Raw genomic sequence first — 4925 nt, 5'->3', positions numbered from 1 at the left:
TTTTCGCCGCTATGACCGGCTGCGTTTGAAGGTGTTATTGCATCACCAATTAAAAGAGCATACAAGTCGAGTAGGATAAACAAAGGAGCAGAGGTGTGTGGCAGTCTCTCAAATTGTGCAAAATGAGAAGGGGTGTCATGGCGGAGACGCCTACGGCGGCTGCGTAAGCAGGTTGGTTCGACATCATTATGATTCATAATGAATGTCGAACTTCCTTTTCTGTCAGCCGAAGATCCTCGCGCGAAGCGCGATAGCTGAGGCGACGCCCGTGGCAAGCGTAGCCATGACACCCCCTACACTTCTATAAAAACAACATTTAGGTTTTTCAACAGCCTCAGAGGCGTATTGTCTCTACCCCAACATTTGACTTAGAACCGGAAAAACAGCTGAGACTTCTTTGCACTCTATACTTTAATTTGCGAAAACAAGCCATAGCCAATGAGTTATCTATGTATGTAAATTATCGCATCATCACTAAGACTGGAATCTGTGATGGTGAGCTTTACTTAAATGATTGAAGACATTTCCCACTATAAAATGTACGAGACTTAGTTGCCCTGCGTGTGGGGGAGATGAAGAACAAAGTGTATGCTTACCGAGTACAGAAAATCCAACATTTAAACTTTTTGAGCGCAATTCGTTGCTATGATATGGGTAACGTAGGTATGTGTACGTTTGCGCGGCAAACGGACCCTGCAATCAAGTAAAGCATGGAGAACTACCGGAGTTACAGCATGGTGTACTTACAAGCATGGGACTGAGGCCTATTAACCTCGCCAACGACCTGGAATAAGCATATTGACCAGCTGGCACTGCGAATTTTGCTAGAGGTGAGTGCGATTGGTAAAAAAGACGACACAAAGGGCAAGTGTTTTCAGGTTCTAATTGTCAATGGACCGACCGGTGTGCCAGTGGATATCCTACTGGTTGAGAAATCAACGACCCTCATGCACGAATTTCAAGAGGTAGGAGGAATTTCAAGATAACTTGAACCCGTTCTTAAAAAACTCTGTGAATTACGCCTTAGAACGTCAAATTACCATTGCCAATCGTTTTATTTCAGTCGCTATATTTAATGAGCAATAGATAAGGGTGCTATGCCGAGTACAAAAAGAGTTTCACGAGTATGATCGAAAGAAGTGTAAACAGATTCACCATGTCTTTCATAAGCGTAAGTATAGAGAAACCAGTACTTAAATCGGCACCTGGCGATATCATAGGAAGGTAATCAAGACGATCTGTGGAGCACTGTAAGAGCAAAACCGAGGGCGACTGTTCGCCGGTCTCCAAGCTTCTTATCACGATATGGAAACATCAGAAGCGAAAGATATGGCATAAGCCGTCCAAACGAAGAAATACTGGCTGCTAAGAATTATCGACAGCTTTATTTTAGGATACACGAATAGCCTCACTAAAGGGCTGAGCAACTAGATAAAGATTATTAAGCGATATGCGTTCGACTTTCACTTCTATGACTGGCTAAGTTTGAAGGTTTTATTACACGATTAATTGAAAGAACATGTAAATCAAGTAGAATGAACAAAACAGCAGAGGCGTTTAGCCTCAGCCCAAACATTAGTTTAGTACCATAAAAGAAAAAAGAGAGGAATAAGTATTAAACTTATTCCTCTCAAGTGCTGTTTTAACAAGAATGTCCGTTTGCTTTTTCGCGATCAACATCTACTTGAATCGCTTCTTCTATAAAAATACGGGAAGAAAGACCTTCGGATTGTTGTAAAAATATCGTACGTTGTTGCGAGATAAAGTTTGTGATCGAAGGATAGATGCCACCTTTTCCAATCATCGAAACATTGACTTGGCTGACGAGCTCGCCGGTGTTATACACTTGAACATATTTTTCACCGTAATCATTTGTATCGTACATAATAGTTAAGTTCATCTTCTTCTCACTTTCTATATAAAACAAAAACACCTCATCGTTAGTAAACGGGGTGTTTATCCTTGAAAATGGTGGCGATGGTGGGAGTCGAACCCACACTTCCGTAGAAACGCGATTTTGAGTCGCGCGCGTCTGCCAATTCCGCCACATCGCCGTATGTAATGTCGTTTCCGACAAATAATAATATATCATGTCCTAACCTGTTACGCAAGAGAAAAGTACAGATTCCTTAAGATGAGTGGGAATCTGTATTTTTCTTTGCTCTTCTTGCTTCCTCTTCCTCAATTTCCTTTAACTTCAACGCTCTTCGTTTTTTATAATCACGCAGACGCCAAAAGAAGTTCGTAATGACAATTAAAACGATTACGCCAAGGAAGTAAAAGCTAACCGGAGGAGTAATTGCACCGGTAATTAATAATACTAAGATGAGAACCATCACAACCATCGTGATGTTCTCGAAGGTTTTTAATGACATAGAGGGAGAAATCCTTTCTGTATATCTTTCCTGCATTTAAGAACAATACAACCAAAGAGGTGAAGATAGTGAATCTAATTATATTTGTTGGTGCCATTGCTCTTGGTGTAGCCGGTATTGCTTACGGTGTGGTGTCGATTTTCCAAGAGCTTGGCTATAAAAAAAGCTAGCTTCAGCGAACGGCGCACCTGAATTGAGCGCCGTTTTTGCATATGGTAAAATGACATCAACTGCAATGTGTGAAACGCGCAGTCAATATGATTTTACCATAAGTGAAAGTTGGACTCTAATGAATGAAGAGCTTAAAGAAGAAATTATAAATTTCAGTAAATCCATCGGCATCGATCGTATTGGATTTGCGAGCGCAGATCCATTTTTAACGCTTAAAGAAAGACTCAAAACGCAACAACAGCTCGGATATGACTCAGGTTTTGAAGAGCCTGATATTGATAAACGAACAAACCCAGAATTGTTACTTCCCTATGCAAAATCAATTATTAGCATTGCTTTATCTTATCCATCGAAGTTAAAAAATCCACCAAAGGGAGTCAAAGGAAATCGTAGGGGATTATTTTGCCGAGCTTCGTGGGGAGAGGACTATCATACGGTTTTAAACGATCGGTTAGAACGTTTGCAGGCGTTTATTAAAGAACGTGTGCCAGAGGCGAAAACGGCTTCTATGGTTGATACAGGTGCACTGTCTGATCGTGCTGTTGCAGAACGAGCTGGAATTGGGTGGACAGGCAAGAATTGTATGGTGATTACTCATGAATACGGAAGCTATGTATATCTCGGAGAGATGATTACGACGTTGGCTTTTGAACCAGATACACCGGTAGAAGATGGGTGTGGGACGTGTAACAAATGCGTGGATAGTTGTCCAACAGGAGCACTTATTCAAGGAGGACAATTGGATTCACAAAAGTGTATTGCTTTTTTAACCCAAAAGAAAGATATGATCCCAAAGAGGTATCGCAAAAAAATTGGCAATCGATTATATGGCTGTGATACATGCCAAGTTGTTTGCCCGATTAATAAAGGCAAAGGAGACCATTATCAACCTGAGTTTGAACCTGAACCAGAAAAAGTGAAGCCGGAGCTTTTGCCGTTGCTATCCATGTCGAATAGAGAATTCAAAGAAACTTATGGCATGATGGCAGGTTCATGGCGTGGCAAAAAACCAATCCAAAGAAACGCAGTGATTGCGCTTGGTCATTTTAAAGAAGAGGCAGCATCTCCTAAATTAAGGGATTTACTTCAAAACGATCCGCGACCTGTCATTCGTGGAACAGCCGCTTGGTCACTAGGGGAGATTAGTGGGAGTGAAAACTTAGAAGCGCTTCGGTTAGCTGCTCTGCATGAGGATGATGACGAAGTTCAAAAAGAGATAGAAGAAGCGTTGCAATAAGAGGCCTATCCATGAGGGACGGGCTTCTTTTTTTGATTGTAGCGATATTCAACGTCATGATCCTGCTTCTTTATTTAGGCACATGCACGCGGCTTAGAAGACATAAGTATAGGTGAAAAGAAGGGAGCGGTAAAATGGAAGCGTCCATCCGCGATAAACTCCAAGAACATGTCGAAAAGTTAAGCACTGCCGTTCTAAATCGAAAGCGCTCGCCATCCCTATCAATGGAGGATAAAGGTCGTTATAAACGTATGAATAAAGGATTTCGTGACCGACGTGAACAAGTAATCAAAACCACATCAACGTTAAAGCCTTATAGCATGTTGTCTTACGGGTCAAGCACGACAGTTGGTACAAACTGTATCAATCACATCTAATTAAAGCGGGCGACACGTACCACCTTAGAGAAGAAGAGGAAAATCGTCAGTTGACAATCATAAAACAAAAAAATTATAAACGATCAAAAAATAAAAAAAAACAAACGAAACTACGATGGTTCGTCAACGAGTAGAGCGGTTGCCAAGAAGGAAATCCGAGTCTTTACGAAACAGAACGTACAATCGAATGCAGGCAGTTCAGTATGCGGAACGCTGGTGGAACGATTATAACCCGGATTACCCGGAGTTACTGATAACTGTACGAATTTTATTTCCCAATGTTTGCAAGCCGGTGGGGCACCGATGCACGGACAACATCAGAAAGAAAAAGGTTGGTGGTTGGCAAGTGATCGATGGAGTTACAGTTGGGCAGTCGCTCACTCAATGCGGTGGTACTTAAGTGGCTCCACAACAGGTCTGACAGCGAGGGAAGCTGATCGTGCTCAAGACTTACGGCCCGGTGATGTAATTTGTTATGACTTCAATGGGGACGGGGAATGGAATCATACAGCGATTGTCGTAGCTTTTAATCATGAGCAGGAACCATTAGTGAATGCGCAAACAGCAAACAGTAGAAATCGCTATTGGAAGTATGAAGACTCGACAGCGTGGACACCAGATATTAAATATAAGTTCTTTAAAGTGAATGATCATATCTCCACGTAATGCGATATGGTATACTATTGTATCGATAACGCATGTATAGAGGAGAAGAAGCAGATGAGCCTTAACATTGTCCTACACGAACCCGAGATCCCAGCAAAT

Annotated in this window: 4 protein-coding genes, 1 tRNA gene and 1 pseudogene; 3 read left to right on the top strand and 3 right to left on the bottom strand. The window is 41.8% G+C overall.

The annotated features are described in order from the left end of the window. Positions 1-1642: 1642 nt before the first annotated feature. The 3 genes from JCM19037_RS21395 to JCM19037_RS21385 all read right to left on the bottom strand — a co-directional run bounded on the left by JCM19037_RS21395 (position 1643) and on the right by JCM19037_RS21385 (position 2375). Complete coding sequence (locus JCM19037_RS21395) at positions 1643-1927, bottom strand: hypothetical protein (RefSeq protein WP_152549180.1); 285 nt, start codon at positions 1925-1927, stop codon at positions 1643-1645. A gap of 42 nt (positions 1928-1969) precedes the next feature. After that, positions 1970-2054, bottom strand: a tRNA-Leu gene (locus JCM19037_RS21390). A gap of 75 nt (positions 2055-2129) precedes the next feature. Then, positions 2130-2375, bottom strand: coding sequence for a hypothetical protein (locus JCM19037_RS21385; protein WP_042404489.1), 246 nt, complete (start codon positions 2373-2375; stop codon positions 2130-2132). Positions 2376-2664: 289 nt separating this feature from the next. On the opposite strand from JCM19037_RS21385, the gene queG reads away from it, so the two are divergent. The 3 genes and pseudogenes from queG (at position 2665) to JCM19037_RS21370 (ending at position 4826) form a co-directional block, all read left to right on the top strand. After that, positions 2665-3783, top strand: a complete 1119-nt coding sequence (queG, locus tag JCM19037_RS21380; RefSeq protein ID WP_042404492.1) for a tRNA epoxyqueuosine(34) reductase QueG — start codon at positions 2665-2667, stop codon at positions 3781-3783. Between the two features lie 134 nt (positions 3784-3917). Further along, on the top strand, positions 3918-4160 hold the full coding sequence (locus tag JCM19037_RS27965) for a hypothetical protein (protein WP_042404487.1): 243 nt from the start codon (positions 3918-3920) through the stop codon (positions 4158-4160). A 115-nt stretch (positions 4161-4275) separates the two neighbouring features. After that, a pseudogene (locus JCM19037_RS21370) lies at positions 4276-4826 on the top strand (amidase domain-containing protein). Positions 4827-4925: the final 99 nt, after the last annotated feature.

It is taken from the genome of Geomicrobium sp. JCM 19037, assembly GCF_000698105.1.
GTDB lineage: Bacteria > Bacillota > Bacilli > Bacillales > Marinococcaceae > Geomicrobium_A.
The sequence above is the reverse complement of the archived record's forward strand: the minus strand, read 5'-3'. Positions and strand labels throughout refer to the sequence as shown.

Bases quoted from the DNA above. Each gene is read 5' to 3' on its own strand.
- JCM19037_RS27965 (WP_042404487.1), top strand. From the start codon at position 3,918: ATGGAAGCGTCCATCCGCGATAAACTCCAAGAACATGTCGAAAAGTTA.
- JCM19037_RS21385 (WP_042404489.1), bottom strand. From the start codon at position 2,375: ATGTCATTAAAAACCTTCGAGAACATCACGATGGTTGTGATGGTTCTC.
- queG (WP_042404492.1), top strand. From the start codon at position 2,665: ATGAATGAAGAGCTTAAAGAAGAAATTATAAATTTCAGTAAATCCATC.